This window comes from Paludibacter sp. (assembly GCF_009712605.1).
Taxonomy (GTDB): Bacteria; Bacteroidota; Bacteroidia; order Bacteroidales; family Paludibacteraceae; genus Microbacter.
On record NZ_WASO01000001.1, the window covers coordinates 147,597 to 165,666 of the forward strand.

The following is an 18,070-nucleotide window of genomic DNA, read 5'->3' on the forward strand; positions in this document are numbered from 1 at the left end:
ACTCAGTGGGTTGCCAGTTTGAAGAAACGGTTCCAGCGGATTTTGCCAAGGAATGTCTTATCCTTATCGAGTGACAGCCATACAAACAACGGTTGTCCCACGATATGATCCTCGGGCACAAAACCCCAGTAGCGCGAATCGGCCGATTTGTGACGGTTGTCGCCCATCATCCAGTAATAATCCATTTTGAAGGTATACGTTTTGGCCGGTTGTCCGTTGATATAGGGGACACCGTTTTTCATTTCAAGTTTGTTATGTTCGTAGGCTTCAATAATGCGCTGGTAAGCCAGCAGGTTGTCAGGTGTCAAAGCAACAGTGGCGCCTTTCTTCGGAATCCAAAGAGGACCGTAGTTGTCGCGTGTCCAGCCTTTGGTATTGCCCAACGGGAACACATCGCCTCCCATGATGGAAGGTTCGGTAATAATGGAGCGGATATTGCGGTATTTCTTGAGAAGCAGATATTTTTCATGCGTCAAAGGAAGACAATAAACCGGATTTACTTTTCCATTCGGGCTAAGTTTATATCCTAACTGGCGCATAATATCATCTCCATATGTCTGAGTCAGTAATGTGCGGTCGTCGTTGCTTACTCCCAGTTCTTCAAACTGTTCGTCGGTCAGCAAGCTGCCATCGGTTTGAATCCAGTAGTTGTACTGAACACCCGGATGGTCGTATACTATTTTTCCGTCGATATACACCTGATTGTTAACGATTTTAAGCGTTTCGCCCGGTAGACCGATACAGCGTTTTACGTAATTTTCGCGCTTGTCGACAGGACGGAACATCATTTTGCCGTAGTACGATTCTTTTGCTTTTACAATGTCGCGACCGAAACGATAGCACATTTCAGGTGTCGGCTTCATGTCAGGTGCCTGTTGTTTCAGAAATGAAAGCCCTTCTGAATAACAATTAGTGTAATAATCAGGGTTTTGCTGCAAAATGGTAATTGTATCGCCGGCAGGAAAGTTGAACACGACAATATCGCCACGTTTCACATGGCCGGTTCCCAACAGACGTTTGTAAGGCAATTGCGGAGTCTCAAAATATGATTTGCAGTTGAATACGGGCAATGTGTTTTGTACCAACGGGAAAGACAGAGGCGTGTTGGGTACGCGGGGGCCGTAAGCTACTTTGGATACAAACAGGAAATCGCCTACCAGCAACGATTTTTCAAGCGAAGAACTCGGTATCTGATAGTTCTGGAAGAAGAACAGGTTGATGATATAGACTGCAACCAAAGCAAATACGATTGCGTCCACCCAGCTCATAACCGTTCTTACGGCCGGATTTTTGCTTTCTCTCCACCATGTCCAGGGTATTTTTTTTGTGATATAAACGTCGAAAATGAAAGGGAGCAGCAGCAAAATCGGCCACCAGCCGATCCATACTGTAAACAAAATGCAGATGAGAGCTGCAACGCCGAATTTAATCCATTGTTTAATTGGTTGTTCCATGCCAAGATAATTATTTCGTTTGAGCCAATTCAATAAAGTGAATCAGAATGAGTTGCAAAAGTACAAAAGAAAGAGGAAGTTACAAGCAATTTTCGGAAAGCGCTCTCTTAACATTTCTCAAAATCAGATGTTTTTGCTTATTCGCGTAAGTGTGAATCAATAAAAATTGTTACCGGCCCGTTATTTAGCAGTTCAACCTGCATGTCGGCGGCAAATATTCCCGTTTGCACAGGCTTACCCAACAGAGAGGTTACATTGTCGCAGAATTGCTCGTACATCGGGATGGCAACCTCGTGTTTTGAAGCCCTGATGTAAGAAGGCCGATTGCCTTTCTTTGTAGATGCCATCAGGGTAAACTGACTGACAATCAGAATACCTCCGTTGATGTCCGTTACAGATCGGTTCATCACACCATTTTCATCGTCGAAAATGCGGAGATTGACCAGTTTTCCTGCCAGCCATTGACTGTCGTCCGGAGTATCCTTATCTTCTATGCCAACCAACGCCAATAAACCGTCGTCTATTTTTCCTGTAATCGTTCCTTCTACTGTAACCGATGCACGTTTAACTCTCTGAATAACAAGTCTCATTTTGTGCTTTGTCTAATATAGTTGATTCTAAACTCGTTTTGTTTTTTTCTTAACAACATAATTTCGCTTCTCTGGAGCTCCAAAAATCACTATTCGATTATTTTCTACCTCTCGGGACCGCGTAGCGGTATCCCGTTTGCAGGAAAACGCCTACAGCGTTATGTAAAAATGCAATTATCCTCCATGCCGGGATGAATCCCGACGTTATTATTGGGACAACACCTCCGGTGTTTAGTGGGCGCTTTTCAGATAATCGTAAATTGTAAATTTTTCAATCGTAAATCACACACATCATCCTTCCCGGGCTGCCATGTGTTTTAGGGCAACGGCGTTGACAACCGTTACTTTTTTCTTTTCGACATGGATAATGCTGTCGCTTACCATTTCGCCAATGGCACGGGCCAGTGCCGGACGTGTCACCCCGAAACGGTCGGCAAGCGCTTGCTGGCTCTCTTCCATCTGAAATTCGATGCCTGGAACGGATGCCAGTTTCTCAACGAAATAAGACGCCAGCTTCTTTTTCATTGTACCGAATTGCAGGAAGCGTATTTTTTGGGTCAGGAATTGAGTCTGGTCGGAAATCATGCGCAAAAAATTGTTCAACACCGTGATGTGCTGCTGCAGCAATTTACTGAAACTCTCCCGTCCAATGACCATCAGCGTCAGATCAGTCATGGCTGTAATATCCACAGGAAACTCGTTGCGCGCGGCATAGATAAAGGCCGGAGCCAAAATATCGGGCGCCGTGAGGGTGGCAATCGTTACCAGTTTGCCGGCCGGATCGGTCATGTCACTACGGACAGTACCATCCAGAATCATCATTAACGAACGACACGGATCACCCTGCAAAGCTACTAAATCGCCTTTTTCAAAATGCAGTTCTTTGTAGTTGCCTTCCAGAATCTCTTTTAGTTCTTCGGTTGTTAATCCCTTAAAAAGAGGACTTTCCTTTATAATAAGTGCAATATCCTTCATTGTTTCAACTTTGGATGAGTGACAAAATTACACTTTTTTGGCCTCATCTTTCAATTTAGCTGGATTAATTTGCTCTTTGCCTGCGGCAGGCCTTACTTTTTGGTGCAAAAAGTAAGCAAAAACATAGACGGAAAGAACTCGTTCGCTCGGCCATAAAACATTTCCTCACTAACAAACTTTTGTAGCTGGCCTACTCACTCAAACAGCTTTCCGTCAGTATGGTATTTTTGTTTGTCCCTTTGGGTCTGGTTTTTCCAATAATTAAAAAACAATGAGGTTCTATTCTTGCATGTCTTGCTCATGCAGATTGGAACTGCCTTGTCCGGTGAGCCAACCAACGGTCAGCGTAAGCTAAAAAACAAGTGAAGCGGGCATAGCCTTGAATTTTTTGTCTCCTTTTTGCTTCAAGTGGAACATCCCGGCCAAAGCGACGGGGGCAAAAAGGAGGTCAGGGTTACAGGGGCAGATGCCCCTTATCAAATTCTTAAATGCAGTTTTACTATATGAAAATTCGGAGTTGTAACATAGGTTACAAATTTTGCGTTTTGCCCTGCCATACCTTTGTCGCAGTAAAAAACAGAATCAAAAAGTAAATTGTAAATATTTAAACTGTAAATTATCTAACTATGTCAATGTTTTGTTATCAATGTCAGGAAGCCGCAGGCGGCAAGGGATGTACACTAAAAGGTGTGTGTGGAAAAGATGATCAACTCGCCGGTTTGATGGACGTGCTGATTTATGTCACAAAAGGAATCGCAGTTATCAACAGCGAAATGAAAAACTGTTCGGCCGATACAAGCAAAGCCGATCATTTCATTCTTGACGCTTTATTCTCGACCATTACCAATGCCAACTTCGACAAAGAAGCTATCAAAGATCGTATCACCAAAGGACTGCAATTGAGAGACGAACTGTTGAAAGAAACCGAAAGCTGTCCGGTCGATTTTGATGAATATCCCCAGGTAAGCGTTCAACTTACTCCTGATCAATACGAATCATTTGCTCCTTCGGTGGGCATTCTTAAAGAGGAAAATGAAGATGTTCGTTCGTTGAAAGAGCTGGTGATGTATGGGCTGAAAGGACTTGCTGCCTATGCTCACCACGCACTGAACCTCGGTAGCGAAGACGAATCGATCTATACTTTCATGTCGGACGCTTTAGCTCAGGTTTCAAGAAACGACAATAGCGTTGATGCTCTGGTTGCGCTCACCCTGCAAACCGGCGAATATGGCGTGAAAGGAATGGCATTGCTCGACGCAGCCAATACTTCACACTATGGTAACCCCGAAATTACCAAGGTAAACATCGGAGTGGGAACCAATCCGGGAATCCTTATCAGCGGTCACGATTTGAAAGATATCGAAGAGCTGCTGGCTCAAACCGACGGCACAGGCGTGGACGTGTACACACACAGCGAAATGCTTCCGGCTCACTATTACCCTGCTTTCAAGAAATACAAACACTTTGTGGGGAACTACGGTAACGCATGGTGGAAACAGAAAGACGAGTTCGAAACCTTCAATGGTCCGGTACTCTTTACCACCAACTGTATCGTTCCTCCTTCATCGAAAGCAACTTACAGCGACCGCATCTACACCACCGGTTCGGCCGGCCTGCCGGGAGCAACTCATATTGCCAACCGCGAAGAAGGTGGGCAAAAAGATTTCTCGGTTATCATCGAACATGCCAAGAAATGCGCTCCTCCTCAGGAGATCGAAAAAGGCGAAATCGTGGGTGGATTTGCACACAATCAGGTGATGGCTCTGGCCGACAAAGTGGTGGATGCCGTAAAGACAGGCGCTATTAAGAAATTTGTGGTGATGGCCGGTTGTGACGGTCGTATGTCGGCTCGCGGATATTACAGCGACTTTGCAAAGGAACTTCCGAACGACACGGTAATCATGACGGCCGGTTGTGCAAAATACCGTTACAACAAACTGGAACTGGGCGATATTGGTGGGATTCCTCGTGTACTCGATGCCGGTCAGTGTAACGACAGCTACTCACTGGCAGTTATTGCTCTGAAACTGAAAGAAGTATTCGGTCTGGAAGATATCAACGAACTGCCGATCGTCTACAACATTGCATGGTATGAACAAAAAGCGGTGATCGTGTTGCTGGCTCTCCTTTATCTCGGAGTGAAAAACATCGGCCTCGGCCCAACTTTGCCCGCATTCCTTTCTCCTAATGTAGCAAACGTTTTGGTCAACAATTTCGGCATCAGAGGTATTTCTACCGTCGAAAACGATATGCAGAACTGGATCAACAACTAACCAAAATCCTTTTCTTGGGGTGCGGTGAAAGCCGCGCCCCATTTATTCAAATAAACTAACTATGGCAACAACAGTAGGCGAAATGGTTCGCCAAAATCCAAAATTAGCAGAAATATTTACCCGTTTGGGCATTGATTTTTGCTGTAACGGTCACGACTTACTGGAAGAAGCCGCCCGCAAGGCAAATGTGGATATTGAACTGGTAAAGAAACAACTGAAAACTCAACCTGAAGTAGAAGCGGTAAATTTCAATTATGACGCGATGAGTCTGTCGCAATTGATCGACCATATTCTGGGTTATCACCATGAGTATATCTACAAATCGAGCGAATATATTTTGTCGGTGTTGGATAAGGTTCACGATCGGCACGGAAAAAACCACCCGGAATTGGAACAGATAAAATACCTGACCGAATCTATTTTGGGAGAATTACCTATTCATCAGCACAAGGAAGAGATGATTCTGTTTCCTTACATCAAAACGCTCGATAGCGGAGTAATAAGCAATGATTCTTGCTTCGGAACGGTGGCAAATCCTATTTCGGCGATGGAATCCGACCATGTGGCTACCGGAAAGATGTTGTTCTTTATTCGCGATTTGTCAAACAACTTTACGCCACCGGAAGATGCATGCGCCTCATTCGAATTGCTTTATAAATTATTGAAAGCAATGTTTGAAAACATACAGCAACACATCCATCTGGAAAATAATTTGTTACACCCAAAAGCTATTGCTGTTGAAAAGAGTTTGAAGAGGGAGACTTAACCTGCTAATCAGAAAGAAAATAGATATTATACAGATTAAGTGTATATAAATCTCAGCTTCAGACCTCTCCACCCAGCCTCCTCCCCCGAGGGGAGGAGGAGCAAGACAGTGAGATATTTAGAATTCAATTCGTTTTGCAGATTACGTCCCTCTCCTCGGGAGAGGGATATAGGGAGAGGTCAAATATTGAAAAACAACTTAGATCTTTTTCTTCTCTTTGGGAGTATTGAAACAGTCTGTTAACTGGTCGATGGACTCTGCATCGTCGGCCATTATGTAGATCACGTCACCGGCATGAAGTCGGGTCGCACCGTCGGAGATAAAGAATTTATTTCTACGTTCAATCAATGCGACAATGATACTGGGTGGAAGTTTCAAATCAACGATAGAGTGTCCAATGCAATTGAAGTGAGGTTCAATAGGAATTGCCTTATAAACCGACTTGGTCTCCCAGGCCTGCTCCAGATCAAGCACAGATTTCTTTTTGCTGCTCACCGGTACGGTCAGTTTTAGCCACTTTGCCACCAATGGCAGGCTGGAGCCCTGAATAAGAACGGAAGTGACGGAAATAAAGAAAACCAAGTGAAAGATGCCATTCGATTTGTCTACAGACGCAATCATCGGATAGGTGGCTAAAACAATTGGCACCGCACCTCGTAAGCCCACCCACGACACGAACAACTTTTCCCGGGTGTTTATTTTGAAAAAATGAAGGGTGATAAAAACGCTCAAAGGACGGGCAATAAGAATCAGAAATGCGGAAATAAGTAAACCCAAGCCGATTAGTGGCATAATAGCGCTCGGAGTTACCAGCAATCCCAGCGTGATAAACATGATAATCTGCATCAACCATGCCTGCCCATCGAAATGTTTGGTCAGGCTTTTTTTATGGATAAAATCGGTATTACCCAGCACATACGCCGACAGATAAACAGCCAGAAAGGCGTTGCCCCCGATGAAATCGGAAAAAGAAAACACCAGCAATACCATGGTAATGAGCAGTACCGGATAGAGACCTTCGGCTTCAAGCCGTATCCAGTTGAAAATGCGATGCATTGCCAAACCTGCCGCGTAACCGACCACACCTCCCAAAATCATCTGTTTGAAGAAGACAGCAATCAAAACTATCCAGTTGGCATCTTTTACCGTCAGAAGATAGGTGAAAGAGAGAGTCAGAATATAGGCCATCGGATCGTTACTGCCGCTTTCCAGTTCCAACAAAGGCTTCAGGTTGCCTTTCAGGCCGATGCTGCGCGAACGAAGGATGGAGAAAACAGCCGCCGCATCGGTCGACGAGACGATGGCACCGATGAGCAATCCTTCCACCAAAGACCAACCGGTTACCCATGAAACAAACAATCCCACGACAACTGCGGTGAGGATCACTCCCAGCGTGGACAGCGTGAGTCCCTGCCAAACAATGGGTTTGATGTCTGCTTTGCGGGTTTCGAGGCCGCCTGAGAAAAGGATAAAGCTAAGTGCGATCGCACCTACGAATTTGGTGATTTTCGGATCGTTAAAGACGATTCCTCCGGGGCCGTCCTGCCCTGCGAGCATTCCTACAAGGAGAAAAAGCAAAAGCGTAGGAATGCCAAATCGGGTTGTCTTGCTTGCCAGCAGGCTGACAAAAAGCAGGATAGACCCGATTAACAATATGTTATCGAGGGTGATGCTCGAGATAAGCGGGGCGGTAACGTCTGATAACACCATCCGAAATCAATTAGTCTTCGTTCGATAAGTCGGTTAGCGGTTGATAAGCAGGATGCCGGTCTATAAAGACTTTTACAAACGGACAGGTCGGAATCACCTTCAAATCGTTTGCATTTGCATAATCGAGTGCGAAACGAGCCAGCAGGGAGCCGATACCTCTTCCTTCCAGTGGTTTCGGAACCAGTGTATGATGCAGATCCAACGTGCCATCTCCGCGTACATAGTCAATGTGTGCCAAATGACCTTCGAGTGAAAGTTCGAACCGGCTCTTTTGTTCGTTGTGAATAATAGTATGTTCCATATCCTTAGTATTTACCGTTTAATGCAAATATAAGAACAAAAAGGACGTTCGCTGCGGTGGTTCGGTGAATTTATCCGATCACGGCTTTTGCAAACGGAGGAAGAGAGATGTCGCAATATTCACCTTTCTGAAACTTGTAATAACCGGTAATGGCAATCATTGCGGCGTTGTCGGTAGTGAAGGAGAACTTCGGAATATAAACGTTCCAGCCATATTTCTCACCATGTTCCACAAATGCGTTGCGCAGCGCCGAATTGGCAGATACTCCACCAGCCACAGCCACCTCGTTGATGCGTAATTCCTTGGCAGCTTTGCGTAGCTTTTGCATCAAAATATCCACCACGGTACTTTGCACCACGGCACAAAGATCGTTTTTACGTTCTTCGAGAAAGTTCGGATTTTTCTTCAGCTCGTCGCGAATCATGTACAAAAATGATGTTTTCAATCCGCTGAAACTGTAGTTGTAGCCTTCAATAGAGGGTTTGTTGAGCGTAAATGCTTTCGGATCGCCCTCTTTTGCCAGGCGGTCGATCACCGGTCCGCCGGGGTAAGGAAGCCCCATCACCTTGGCGCACTTGTCGAAAGCTTCACCGGCCGCGTCGTCGATGGTTTGCCCGATCACTTCCATCTCAAAATGAGATTTGACCAATACAATTTGCGAATTACCGCCCGATACCAACAGACAAAGGAAAGGAAATTTCGGAGGATTAAAGGGCGTATCTTTCTCCTGAATAAAGTGAGCCAGCACGTGTCCCTGCAAGTGGTTTACATCCACCAACGGAATGTCCAGCGACTGAGAGAATCCTTTGGCAAACGAAGTGCCAACCAACAGCGAACCCATCAAACCCGGACCACGGGTAAAGGCCACTGCGCTCAGGTCTTCGCGTTTGATACCGGCACGGTTCAATGCGGCATCTACCACAGGAATAATGTTTTGCTGGTGCGCACGCGATGCCAGTTCGGGCACTACGCCACCGTAAGCTTTGTGCACATCCTGATTGGCCGTCACGTTCGACAGCATAACGCCATTTTGAATAACTGCGGCCGATGTATCGTCGCAGGAAGACTCTATACCTAAAATTGTGATATCCATATTAATTGCTGCTAAGAATCAAACTATCTGCATCGCAAAAAGCCCATCAACGAGCCCCGACACGAAAAGCAGTGCAAAGTTACGATTTTTTGGATGAATAGCTTGTTTGTAACAACCATATTCACGCTTGCTTTTACGAATCGTCATATAATTTGTATCTTTGTGCATTATCAAAACAGTAAGCCAGACTATGGAAAATCATCCGGAACAATTTGACGATATTTGTCCTTTGCACAGCAACCAGGTACCCGAAGCGGTTAAAAGTTTATTGGAGGAACCTAAATTTGTAGGTGTCCTGCAATATCTGTTTCCTCAGACACCGATAGAAGCGGTTATGGCTTTGTTTCGTAGCATACAAAGTGTAGACGATTTTCAAAAGAAGATTGATTATCCGTTCCTGAAACAACTCGAAGCCAAAACCACCGCAGGCATTGACTTTTACGGCGCTGATAAGCTTGATAATTCGATTAATTACCTTTACATTTCCAACCACCGGGATATTGTGCTCGATTCGGCCTATCTGTGCGTGGAGTTACTGGATGTCGGACTTCAAACCGTTGAAATTGCCATCGGCGACAACCTTCTGATTTATCCGTGGATCGAAACCTTGGTTCGCTTGAACAAGAGCTTTATCGTTCGTCGTGGTGTGAGCGGACGGGGACAATTGCAGGCATCTCAGCATCTGTCGCAATACATGCGTTATGCCCTGAGCGAAAAACATCAGTCCATCTGGCTGGCACAACGCGAAGGTCGCGCCAAAGACGGGAACGACCGCACGCAGGAAAGCCTGTTGAAAATGCTCAACATGTCGGGCGAAGGCTCCATCACCGACAATTTGAGCAGCCTTAATATTTGTCCGCTCACTATTTCGTACGAATACGATCCGTGCGACTTTCTGAAAGCAAAAGAGTTTCAGCAAAAAAGAGATAATCCCGAATACAAAAAAAGCCCTGCTGATGACCTGCTCAACATGCAGACCGGAATCATGGGCTATAAGGGAAAAGTAGTGTACCGTCTTGCCGGAAACATAGCCGACCGGGTAAAAGCAATGCCCGAATTGCCCCGTAGCGAACAGTTTGCTGCCGTTGCCAGACTCATAGACAGCCTTATTCACAGCAATTACGAGATTTACGACAACAACCGGATTGCCTACGACCAGCTCAATCCTGATAAAAAGGCAGGCGGTTATTCCCCGGAAGCCGAAGCTGCATTCCTGAAATACATCGACGAACGGATTGCCAAAATAGACCTTACTGAGAAAGATGAGGAATTTCTGCGATTCAAACTGCTCGAAATGTATGCCAATCCACTTGTAAATCAGCTGGAAGCATTACAAAGCAAATAAACATCATGTCGATTGAGTGTATATAAATCTCAATTACAGACCTCTCCTCCCAACCTCCTCCCCCAAGGGGAGGAGGAGCTAGACAGTGAAATGTATAGAATTCAATTCATTTTGCAGATTCACCCCTCTCCTTGGGAGAGGGGCTAGGGGAGAGGTCCAATACGAAAATTAGGAGATGAATTAATCGGTATAATGTTTAATAATCAAGAACATATCTCTAAAAGATGAAACGAACAATTATATTGTCCCTGTTAGCCATTCTCATATTGGGTGGCTATTCTTGCTCCGTGCAAAATCCACTGGCATCTACCAAAGCCGATAATAACAAATCGTACGAAGTAGAGTATTTGTTTGAGCACGATGGGTGCAAAGTTTACCGCTTTATGGATAAAGGTCATTATGTCTATTTCACCAACTGCAAGGGCGATGTAACCAGCATAGAAAATGATTCTACCCGTGTACGCGTAATGAACGCAAGATCAATTTCCAAGTAAATTTTCCGTCCAGCCGGATATATACATACAGTCGTACTCGTATCGTCGGATTTGCAAAGGTTGCAACAGCCTGGTATTTGTGGCAATTAAAAGGCGATGAAGAAGCCGCTAAGATGTTTAAAGGCAATCCGGCAGGCCTTTCTAAATTCCCGGAATGGAAATTTGAAAAGAAAATGTTGCCTTAACCTTGGTTAGTTCACAAAAACAACAAAGGCACCGATTGTAATTCCGGTGCCTTTGTTGTTGGGGTGATCGCCAAACGATCATTATTTCAAAATTGAAGGATCATACACAATGGCAATATCCTCTTTGCTGGCAATCAGCGGGCCGTGGTATCCTGCAAGAGGTGCATCTGACCGGAATGGTTTAATGTCTTTTGCCGTTCCGTTTTTCAGTTCTTCGGCCAGTGTCAGCATCTTGGTCATGTACTCTTTCCCGATCGGCTTTTTAAGATAAACGTAGTGTCCGCAATAGATGCGTGGAATACCATTATCGATGAGGGTTAGCATTCGTTTGCAGGCCTTGATATAATCGGTGATTGGCGATAAAGGCTGTAGTTGCAACCATACCTGGTTCGACCCGAAAGCATCGCCGGAATAGCAGTCGCCATTGGCACGGTCGAGTAGGATGATGGAACCCGGAGTGTGAGCCGGCGTATAGCAGACTTCAATTTTTCGGTCTCCCAGATCGAATATATACCCTTCGTCCACAAAATTGATTTTTCCCTTGTAGCCTTGTCCTTGTACCATGGCTAAGTCGCCCTTGTGCATGAAAACAGAACCGAAATATCCGATGTTTCCCGTATGGTCGAAATGTCCGTGAGTTACCACCACTTCCAAAGGTTTGTTGGTGATTTTCCGGACAATCTTGTCAAGTGAATCACATCTAGTTCCGGTGTCAATCAGTAAGGCTTTTTTTGTCCCTTCGATGATGTACATGGTACAGTTGTCAGAAGTCTCACCAACCCAAACATGCTCTTTCAGCTTTGAAATCGTTAGTTGTGCGTTTTGAAAGACCTGAGCAGACAAAGCGATGGTCGCGATTGTTAATGCTAACACGAATGTTAGTCCTCTTCGGTAATTAAGCATAAGATGTAAGGTTAACAGGTTAATAAATAGGCTTAATAAGTAGTTTCCACGTTCCAGACAAACGCCCGGATGCCTATCTCTTTATTGATTTCGTCAATTTTTTTTATTGTTTTAAGAAGCGGTTCCACCTTGTCGTCATCCACTACGGTGAGCACCGATGAGTTCATTTCCGGCCAGGTATGCGTGCCGTGCCTCGGCTCTCCGTCTACTGTGCCACGTCCCTGAACGTTTTCCCACCAGGTGAAACCTTTTATCTCGAGCTTGTCGAGCATGTAGGTGATACGTTCCGTATTGGCCTGATTGAATACTATAAATACTGCTTTCATTGTATATCTTTATTAAAGACTGGAGGATTTTAGAATGTGAAGTCTAATCTCCACACCCTCAAACCCTCAAATCATTTTTCATTTGTTATTTTCGTCCATAAAGTGGAACTGTTTTCGTATGAGACCTTCTTTGTCACGTTCGCCACGGCGGGAGAAGAGCGCATACATTACAGGTACGATAATCATCGTAACCACGGTGGAAAATACCAATCCACCGATAACGGTAATACCCATTGGAGTCCATGTTTCAGCACCATCGCCCACACTCAGCGCCATAGGTACCATGCCCAGGAATGTTGCCGAAGCTGTCATTAATACCGGGCGTAACCTCGAACGTCCACCGGCAGCGATAGCTTCGTTCAACGGCAAGCCACGGTCGCGCAACAGGTTCACGAAGTCGATCAACACGATACCGTTTTTCACCACAATACCGATAAGCAATACAGCTCCCAGTAGAGCAACAACGCTCAGTGTTGTTCCGGTGAGTAACAGCGCAATGATAACGCCGGTGAATGCAAACGGAATAGAGAACATGATGGCAAACGGTTTGGAGAATGACTCGAATTGCGACGCCATCACGATAAATACCAGCAAGAGCACTAACAAAGCAAGTAACCCAAGGTTCTGATACGATTCCTGCTGATCTTTATAAATACCTCCCAACACGATTTGAATGTCGGATGGAACATTCAGTTTTGCAAGTTTATCCTTTACGTCCGAAGCAAGGTCAGTCAGCGACACATCTACCGGAGTAATGGAAACAGTTACAATACGTTGTTTGCGCTTATGCTCAATATTAGGAGGTGACCAGTATTCCTTCACCGTTCCGATCTCTTTCAGTTTTACAAACTTTCCGGACGGAGTGGGAACCGATACTTCTTCAAGCAGGTTTACGGAATTACGGTACTGTTCCTGTAGACGCACAATAATATCGAACTCGTCACCATCTTCGCGGAATTTACTTGCCGTCATACCACTCATACGATTGCGGATAGCATTCGATACGGTTGCGCTGTTGAGGCCGTTTAGTGCCAGCTTTTCGCGGTTAAGAACTACCTCTAGTTCCGGTCGGTCTTCTTTACGGCTTATCTGTACGTCACGCACTCCTTTTAAACCGGTCACGCTGTTCTTGATCTGCTGTGCCAGCATGTTGGTTGAGGCAAAATCGTAACCGTAGACTTCGATATCGAACGTTGAACTACCGGTTGCAAGGTCGCTTCGGGTGATCTGGTAATTGACGATTTCAGGGAATTTCGCCAGTTCGGGACGAATGGATTCCGAGATTTGAACATCGGAGCGTTTTCGCTGTTCTATTGGCTTCAACTTCAGCGTCATGTTGATGCTGTTGCTCGAAGCGGAGCCTAAAAATATGGAGGACATCCCGCCCTGATCATCGGCGCCGCACGAGGTGCTGATAAGTTCTACTTCGGGAACCTTCTGTTGAAGCACCTTTTCAATTTTTCGGGCTGTTTGTGCGCTTATCTCCATGCGGGTTCCAGGAGCCAGCTCGGCCTTAATGGTCAACCGGCTTTCGTCATTTTGCGACATAAAGTCGGTGGCAACCAATGGTGCCAGAAATAGAGAACCGATAAAGATGGCTGCTGAACCGAGAATTACTTTCAGTTTGTGTTGCAGCGCCCAGTGTAATACTTTTTCATACCAATGGTCAAGATTGTCGAGCCACTTTCCGATGGTTGCATCGTAACTGTATCTCTTCGGATTCTCCTTTTTCTCCCGTTCCTTCATAAAACGGGCGGCAAGCATCGGGGTAATCGTTACCGCTGCTACCGTCGATACGGCAACGGTGATCGAAACGATCCATCCAAGCTGGTTGAAGATCACTCCGGTAATTCCTGAAACAAAGGTCAGCGGCATAAACACGGCGACAACTACCAACGTTGCCATGATAACGGCCAGCCATACTTCGTTGGTCGCGTAAATGGCAGCTTCGCGTGGACTGCTTCCCCGTTCGATGTGTTTTGTGATGTTTTCAAGTACCACAATGGCATCATCCACCACCATCCCTATAGCCATTGACATAGATGCCAGCGAAATGATGTTTAGTGAATTGTTGGTCACTGCCAGATAGATCAACGCCGATACCAGCGAAATAGGAATAGTCAGCAAAATAATGATGGTTGCACGCCAGCGACCGAGGAAGAAGAATACCACCATTGCCACAAACATCAACGCAAACAATAACGTGTCTGACAGGTTGGATACCGATCCCTTGATAAAGGTTGACGAATCGAATATTTCGTGAATCTGTATGTCGGGAGGAAGTGTCGGTTTTATCTCTTCCAGCATCTTCTTTACATCGCGGCCTACCGCTACGGTGTTAGCGCCCGAACGTTTCATCACATACAGCTGAATACTGTTTTTCCCGTTCGTTTTTTGTTCCAGAGTAACGTCTTTCAGGGTATCGCGTACCTGAGCCACATCACGGAGAAAAACAGGCGTACCTGCCGAGGTTCCCACAACGATGTTTTTTACCTGATCACTTTCCTTGAACTCCCCTTCGACACGCAACTGATAGTCGGTTGCGCCCATCTTGATATTTCCCGAAGGCATATTGAGGTTTTCTGCAGCAATGGCATTGCCAATCTGCTCCAGTGAAATGTGGTAAGCATCCAGACGGTTCGGGTCTATATCAATATAGATTTTTCGTTTAGGATCTCCCGTCATTGCCGCAGAGCCGATCCCATCCACACGGTTCAGTGGGTTGATGATCTTTTCCGTGATAAGCTTCGACAGACCCGGGTAACTTTCGTTCGCCGTGATGGTGTACATCAGGATCGGCATACTGCTTGTGCTGAATTTCACTACCGACGGACGCTCTACTCCATCAGGCAGTCGACCCAGTGCCATATCGATAGCTCCACGGATGTCGTTCATCGATTCGTCAAGATTGACGCCCCACTCAAATTGCAGGGTAATAATCGAACTGTTGTCCTGAGAGGTGGATGTTAATTCTTTAAGCCCCTGTATACTGTTCAATGCATCTTCAAGGGGTTTGGTTACGTTGGTCTCCACATCGGCGGCATTGGCTCCCGAGTAGGTCGTCACCACCGATATCATAGGCAGGTCCATCTTCGGATAGAAGTCGATGGGCAGCCTTGAGAGCGAATACAACCCGAAGATCATAACGGCGACAAACACCAGTGTTGTCTTGATCGGGTTGTTTACTGCTGATTTATATATACTCATGGTTGTTTTTTAATCTGTTTCGTAATTTTCGGCGTTATTTCACCACTGTTACGGCAACACCGTCAATTAGTCGGTTTTGGCCGGTGACAATCAACTTGTCTCCTTCATTCAATTGATTGGAAATAATTTCTGTCTGGTCATCGAAGCGTTTTCCGAGAGCAACAACAATGCGTTTGGCTTTGCCATTGTTTTCCACGAAAACATATCGTTCGTTAGAGCCTTGCATACGCAATACAGCCTGAGACGGAACCACAAGTGCTTCAGCTTTTCCGAAGTCGATAGTAGAGCGACAGAACATTCCGGGTTTCAGTTTTTCGCCGGCATTGTTCACCTTCAGTTCTACCTGAACCGAACGGGTGGCAGCGTCTACTGTCGGATAAATACGTGCAATCTGAGCGCTGAAGTCCTGATCGGGATAGGTATCGCACTTTACGCTTACTTTTGAGCCTTGTTTTAGCTGAGGAAGAAAGCTTTCCGGTACAAACAGGTTAGCTTTCAAAGGGTTGATCTGGACTAAAGTAACAATGGCTGCTTTTCCTGTAGCGGCGCTCGGTGAACCGGAATAGAGTTCTCCGTTTTCGAAGTTCTTTGCGGAGATAATTCCGCTGATCGTAGCACGCAGGTTGACGTTCTTTTCGAGGAATGCCAGGTTCTCTTTGGTCAGGTCATATTGAACTTTTGTCTGATCGTAAGTCTGTTGCGAAACGGTACCAGCCTGACGCAAAGCCTCAAGGCGTTGCATATCGCTTTTGAGATTGGCAAACTGAATGCGGGTTGTATTGAGTTGCGTTGGGTCCATTTGGGCTACTAACTGGCCCTGTTTAACGCGTGATCCCACGTTTACAAATATCTTGTCAATTTTCCCGGGAGATGCAGGGGCGATGTTGACTTCTTCGTTGGCTACAAGTGACGCAGAAAATTCCATATCTCTGTTTATTACTTGTTTTTGAAGTGTCTCTACGCGTACCAGTTCCGGTTTTTTTGCTACAGCATCTGTCTTTCCTTTCGAGCAGCCAACCATGGCGATCAAAAGCGATAGAGCCATTGCTGCGGTGAAAATATTCCGTTTACGGAATGTGCAAAATGAATTTGTCATCATTTGGTCTGTATTTGAGAGTTAATTATTTGTCTTATTTTCTCAGAATTTATTGAGTAATTGCTCCAGGTCTGTTTTGGCTGTTAATACTTCATAAAGAGCAGTGACGTAATTGGTTTGCACCTGAAGTAGGTTGTTGGATGCACTGGTGACATCAAGGCTCGTGGCCATTCCGTGATCGTGCTTGCGCGAAATGTCGGCAAAAACTTTGTTGGATACTTCAAGGCTCTTGGTCTGGGTGTTTAGTTTGTCGAGCGCATTGCTCAGGTTAAAACGTGCTTGTTTTTCCTGAACCATGAGTTGATCTTTCAGAGCTGCGAGGTTGTTCTCGTTGGCCTGTACCTGGAATTTTGCCTGTTTAACCTTGGAATAGGTTCCTCCGCTGGTGAAAAGCGGCCAGCTTGCCTGTAAACCGACAACGCTGCTTGGCGATAAGTCGAGTGTGGGTTTTATGTATTTGTAGGTGTAGCTGTAGTAACCTGAAAGGGTTGGCAACCAGCTTGCTTTCTGTAAATTAACCTGTTTTTTCGACAATTCTAGCTGTTTTTCGGTTAGTTGCATGGTAGGGTTTTTACTCATGTCGAATTGTTCACCCAGCAATTTGAACGTTTTATCTTCATTCATCAGGGAGCTGAGACTGTCTTTTAGCTCAATTGTTGTGTTGGCATTTACCCCCAGTTGAATGCGCAGCATGTTGTATGCCAGCTCGGTTTGACGCTCATTCGATTTAATCATGTTGTCGACAGACGAAACCTGTACTGCTATCTGATCGGCATCTGTCTGTGTGGCAGCTCCCGCATTTACGGTTGCTTGCGTTCTTTTTTGAATGTCCAGCAGGTTTTCTTTGTTCTGTTTGAGCAGTTGGGTTGTTCTTTCGGAAACTAAAATCGAATTGTAAGAAGTTGTAACTTGTTGTATCACATCTTGCTCAGTTTTTCTTTTCGATGTTTCGGCAATCTCCCGACTCAATTTTGACAGTTGTAGTCCAATCCAGTAGCTGCCGTTGAATAACAATTGACTCACCTGTGTCTGGATGGAGCCTGAATGTCCGAACTGGATCTTCATGCCCTGAAAATTAGCAGATGCGCCAAGATAATTCTGATAAGCTCCGGTCACTTCAATCTGTGGAAGCCCTTTCGAGATGCTTTCCCACAAAGCGCTTTGTGCTTCCTGCACCGACAATCCTGCATTTTTCAGGGTTCGGTTGTATTGCTGAGCATGAAGCCTTGCATCTTCCAACGATAACGAAAGCTTTTCCTGAGCCTTTCCATAGTGGCCGAAAGTGCAGACAAAGAGTAATAATAAACTGATTCTTGTCCTCATAGATTATTTTTTGTTTATTGAATGCGTTA

General features: G+C 45.4%; 15 protein-coding genes. 4 read left to right on the top strand and 11 right to left on the bottom strand.

Annotated elements, in window-relative coordinates:
- Window positions 1-2 precede the first annotated feature (2 nt).
- From F8N35_RS00570 to F8N35_RS00580, 3 genes are all read right to left on the bottom strand, one after another.
- Window positions 3-1,454, bottom strand: coding sequence for a S26 family signal peptidase (locus tag F8N35_RS00570; protein ID WP_293049415.1), 1,452 nt, complete (start codon window positions 1,452-1,454; stop codon window positions 3-5).
- Between the two features lie 137 nt (window positions 1,455-1,591).
- Window positions 1,592-2,044: a D-aminoacyl-tRNA deacylase gene (gene dtd / locus F8N35_RS00575; protein WP_293049416.1), complete on the bottom strand. Its 453-nt coding sequence runs from the start codon at window positions 2,042-2,044 to the stop codon at window positions 1,592-1,594.
- A 291-nt stretch (window positions 2,045-2,335) separates the two neighbouring features.
- Entirely contained in the window at window positions 2,336-3,019 is a 684-nt protein-coding gene (locus F8N35_RS00580; RefSeq protein WP_293049417.1) for a Crp/Fnr family transcriptional regulator, read from the bottom strand.
- A 632-nt stretch (window positions 3,020-3,651) separates the two neighbouring features.
- Here F8N35_RS00580 and hcp point away from each other — a divergent pair.
- Window positions 3,652-5,292: a hydroxylamine reductase gene (gene hcp, locus F8N35_RS00585; RefSeq protein WP_293049861.1), complete on the top strand. Its 1,641-nt coding sequence runs from the start codon at window positions 3,652-3,654 to the stop codon at window positions 5,290-5,292.
- A gap of 61 nt (window positions 5,293-5,353) precedes the next feature.
- A complete protein-coding gene (locus tag F8N35_RS00590) occupies window positions 5,354-6,058 on the top strand; it encodes a DUF542 domain-containing protein (RefSeq protein WP_293049418.1) in 705 nt (234 codons plus the stop codon).
- Between the two features lie 198 nt (window positions 6,059-6,256).
- Here F8N35_RS00590 and F8N35_RS00595 read toward each other — a convergent pair whose 3' ends face one another.
- The 3 genes from F8N35_RS00595 to tsaD all read right to left on the bottom strand — a co-directional run bounded on the left by F8N35_RS00595 (window position 6,257) and on the right by tsaD (window position 9,162).
- Window positions 6,257-7,768, bottom strand: a complete 1,512-nt coding sequence (locus F8N35_RS00595; RefSeq protein WP_293049419.1) for a potassium/proton antiporter — start codon at window positions 7,766-7,768, stop codon at window positions 6,257-6,259.
- 10 nt (window positions 7,769-7,778) lie between these two features.
- Window positions 7,779-8,069, bottom strand: a complete 291-nt coding sequence (locus F8N35_RS00600) for a GNAT family N-acetyltransferase (protein ID WP_293049420.1) — start codon at window positions 8,067-8,069, stop codon at window positions 7,779-7,781.
- Between the two features lie 70 nt (window positions 8,070-8,139).
- Window positions 8,140-9,162, bottom strand: a complete 1,023-nt coding sequence (gene tsaD, locus F8N35_RS00605) for a tRNA (adenosine(37)-N6)-threonylcarbamoyltransferase complex transferase subunit TsaD (protein WP_293049421.1) — start codon at window positions 9,160-9,162, stop codon at window positions 8,140-8,142.
- Window positions 9,163-9,352: 190 nt separating this feature from the next.
- Here tsaD and F8N35_RS00610 point away from each other — a divergent pair, with 190 nt between their 5' ends.
- Window positions 9,353-10,507: a 1-acyl-sn-glycerol-3-phosphate acyltransferase gene (locus F8N35_RS00610; RefSeq protein ID WP_293049422.1), complete on the top strand. Its 1,155-nt coding sequence runs from the start codon at window positions 9,353-9,355 to the stop codon at window positions 10,505-10,507.
- 224 nt (window positions 10,508-10,731) lie between these two features.
- Complete coding sequence (locus F8N35_RS00615; RefSeq protein ID WP_293049423.1) at window positions 10,732-11,001, top strand: DUF4884 domain-containing protein; 270 nt, start codon at window positions 10,732-10,734, stop codon at window positions 10,999-11,001.
- Window positions 11,002-11,267: 266 nt separating this feature from the next.
- On the opposite strand, the gene F8N35_RS00620 is transcribed toward F8N35_RS00615, so the two are convergent.
- From F8N35_RS00620 to F8N35_RS00640, 5 genes are all read right to left on the bottom strand, one after another.
- Window positions 11,268-12,089 carry an MBL fold metallo-hydrolase gene (locus F8N35_RS00620; RefSeq protein ID WP_293049424.1) on the bottom strand — a complete coding sequence of 274 codons (822 nt, stop codon included), beginning with the start codon at window positions 12,087-12,089 and terminating at the stop codon, window positions 11,268-11,270.
- 32 nt (window positions 12,090-12,121) lie between these two features.
- Window positions 12,122-12,415, bottom strand: coding sequence for a PG0541 family transporter-associated protein (locus F8N35_RS00625; RefSeq protein ID WP_293049425.1), 294 nt, complete (start codon window positions 12,413-12,415; stop codon window positions 12,122-12,124).
- Window positions 12,416-12,493: 78 nt separating this feature from the next.
- A complete protein-coding gene (locus F8N35_RS00630) occupies window positions 12,494-15,622 on the bottom strand; it encodes an efflux RND transporter permease subunit (protein WP_293049426.1) in 3,129 nt (1,042 codons plus the stop codon).
- A gap of 34 nt (window positions 15,623-15,656) precedes the next feature.
- Window positions 15,657-16,721: an efflux RND transporter periplasmic adaptor subunit gene (locus F8N35_RS00635; protein WP_293049427.1), complete on the bottom strand. Its 1,065-nt coding sequence runs from the start codon at window positions 16,719-16,721 to the stop codon at window positions 15,657-15,659.
- Between the two features lie 39 nt (window positions 16,722-16,760).
- Window positions 16,761-18,041, bottom strand: a complete 1,281-nt coding sequence (locus tag F8N35_RS00640) for a TolC family protein (RefSeq protein WP_293049428.1) — start codon at window positions 18,039-18,041, stop codon at window positions 16,761-16,763.
- Window positions 18,042-18,070: the final 29 nt, after the last annotated feature.

What these genes read in the sequence shown, in the direction of transcription:
- F8N35_RS00570 (WP_293049415.1), bottom strand. Translation starts at nt 1,454, where the DNA reads ATGGAACAACCAATTAAACAATGGATTAAATTCGGCGTTGCAGCTCTC.
- dtd (WP_293049416.1), bottom strand. Translation starts at nt 2,044, where the DNA reads ATGAGACTTGTTATTCAGAGAGTTAAACGTGCATCGGTTACAGTAGAA.
- F8N35_RS00580 (WP_293049417.1), bottom strand. Translation starts at nt 3,019, where the DNA reads ATGAAGGATATTGCACTTATTATAAAGGAAAGTCCTCTTTTTAAGGGA.
- hcp (WP_293049861.1), top strand. Translation starts at nt 3,652, where the DNA reads ATGTTTTGTTATCAATGTCAGGAAGCCGCAGGCGGCAAGGGATGTACA.
- F8N35_RS00590 (WP_293049418.1), top strand. Translation starts at nt 5,354, where the DNA reads ATGGCAACAACAGTAGGCGAAATGGTTCGCCAAAATCCAAAATTAGCA.
- F8N35_RS00595 (WP_293049419.1), bottom strand. Translation starts at nt 7,768, where the DNA reads ATGGTGTTATCAGACGTTACCGCCCCGCTTATCTCGAGCATCACCCTC.
- F8N35_RS00600 (WP_293049420.1), bottom strand. Translation starts at nt 8,069, where the DNA reads ATGGAACATACTATTATTCACAACGAACAAAAGAGCCGGTTCGAACTT.
- tsaD (WP_293049421.1), bottom strand. Translation starts at nt 9,162, where the DNA reads ATGGATATCACAATTTTAGGTATAGAGTCTTCCTGCGACGATACATCG.
- F8N35_RS00610 (WP_293049422.1), top strand. Translation starts at nt 9,353, where the DNA reads ATGGAAAATCATCCGGAACAATTTGACGATATTTGTCCTTTGCACAGC.
- F8N35_RS00615 (WP_293049423.1), top strand. Translation starts at nt 10,732, where the DNA reads ATGAAACGAACAATTATATTGTCCCTGTTAGCCATTCTCATATTGGGT.
- F8N35_RS00620 (WP_293049424.1), bottom strand. Translation starts at nt 12,089, where the DNA reads ATGCTTAATTACCGAAGAGGACTAACATTCGTGTTAGCATTAACAATC.
- F8N35_RS00625 (WP_293049425.1), bottom strand. Translation starts at nt 12,415, where the DNA reads ATGAAAGCAGTATTTATAGTATTCAATCAGGCCAATACGGAACGTATC.
- F8N35_RS00630 (WP_293049426.1), bottom strand. Translation starts at nt 15,622, where the DNA reads ATGAGTATATATAAATCAGCAGTAAACAACCCGATCAAGACAACACTG.
- F8N35_RS00635 (WP_293049427.1), bottom strand. Translation starts at nt 16,721, where the DNA reads ATGATGACAAATTCATTTTGCACATTCCGTAAACGGAATATTTTCACC.
- F8N35_RS00640 (WP_293049428.1), bottom strand. Translation starts at nt 18,041, where the DNA reads ATGAGGACAAGAATCAGTTTATTATTACTCTTTGTCTGCACTTTCGGC.